The sequence below is a fragment of the Synechococcus sp. R55.7 genome, assembly GCF_047461955.1.
Lineage (GTDB): Bacteria > Cyanobacteriota > Cyanobacteriia > Thermostichales > Thermostichaceae > Thermostichus.
Map to the genome: position 1 here is coordinate 1 of NZ_JANSIC010000027.1, position 1,582 is coordinate 1,582.

The window sequence follows — 1,582 nt, forward strand, 5'->3', positions numbered from 1 at the left end:
AGGTCAATGCCATGGGCGGGGATGCGGCGCTGATGGGGCGGGATGACCGCACGGCCTGGGATCCCAACCACCGTCATGCCGGGAGCCACATCCTGAATCACGACCGCGTTGGCTCCGATACGAGCTTTTTCCCCAATGCGAACCGGCCCCAGAATCTTGGCCCCCGTGCCAACAATCACCCCGTTTTCCAGGGTGGGATGACGTTTGCCCTTGCTCCAGGAAGTACCCCCCAAGGTGACCCCGTGGTAGAGGGTAACATCATCACCAATTTCTGCCGTCTCACCGATCACCACCCCACAGCCGTGGTCAATGAAAAAGCGCCGCCCAATCTTGGCTGCCGGGTGGATTTCAATCAATGTGAAAGAACGAGCCAAGAAGCTGAGCAGCCGCGCTAGGAAAAACCAGCGCCGTTTCCACAGCCAGTGGGCGATGCGGTGCAAAAACAGAGCATGCACACCGGGATAAGTGAAGATGACCTCCCAGCGATTGCGTGCTGCCGGATCCCGATCGAAGACACAATCAACATCCTCCCAAAATTGCTGCCAGAACCCCAGTTTTGGCTCCGGCTTGCCAGCAGGGAGAGAATTGCCCTCCCCCGTTTTGGGGCTTTCCACCGCCGACTGCTCGGCCTCCGTCAGCATGAATGGTCTCCGTTTAGGAACCTCCACTCCCCTTTTAGCACTTTTTGCCGGCAGCAAGGAGAGATCTCCAATCGCGCCAAGGGAGCTCCTCGCGCAACTCTCCACTGGGTCGAGCTCAAGCAAATTGCCTTCTGCCCTAGCCTTTACTCAACTGCTGAGCCACCAGTTCTCCAATGGCTTGCGCGGCTCCCGGCCTTCCCCCCAGCCGCTGCAGTTCTGTCTGCATTTGCTGACGGCGCTGGGGATCTTCCAACAGAACTCGCATTTGTGCGGCCACGGCCACCGGGCGCAAGTGGCCCCGCAACTCCGGTACCACCTCTCGCCCTGCCCAGATGTTCGGCCAAGCCAAGTGACCTAGCCAACGCAGAGCAATTCTGTTGACGGCGCGGGCCAGCCAAGTGCCCAAGCCTGGAAGGCGGGTCAACAGGCCGAGGATCCCATCCCAGGCGCGCATTGCCTCCAGCTTGTTGGTAGGGATCACCACAACCATCGGCACCCCCAAATAGGCCAGCTCGGCGGTGTTGGCGCCAATGGTGGTCAGACAGAGATCACAGTTGGCCAGCACAGAATAGGCAGGGAAGCTTGTCCACAATTGCACCGTGCTGCCAAAGGGGGTAACAAACTGGGATCCCAGATTGGTCTGCTCCAGAATGGCTGAGGTGCCATAGATCAAAGCCATATCGGGATTGAGCTTGGGATGGGCATAGGCTGCCAACGACTGGGGGGTTTGTCCTGGGGCCACCGGGATCACAAAGCGGACATTCGGCAGCATCTGTCGCAGCTCATCGGCCACAGCCAACACCAATGGCACCCCCAAGGAGAGCTTGGCTGGCTTGGAGCCTGGGAGCAGCCCCACCTGATAGTGGGTGCGGTTCTCATCGCTCAGACGCTGCCAGCCGCGCGGTAGCAATTCTTCAAAGGCCTCCGGCCCGCTTACGCGA

1 protein-coding gene and 1 pseudogene are annotated in these 1,582 nt (G+C 59.9%); both read right to left on the bottom strand.

The window, feature by feature from the left end:
- Positions 1 to 641 (bottom strand): serine O-acetyltransferase (gene cysE / locus NW820_RS02585; protein WP_414406608.1); only part of this gene is annotated, 641 nt, incomplete at its 3' end.
- A 136-nt stretch (positions 642 to 777) separates the two neighbouring features.
- A pseudogene (locus NW820_RS02590) lies at positions 778 to 1,582 on the bottom strand (hypothetical protein); the annotation flags it as partial.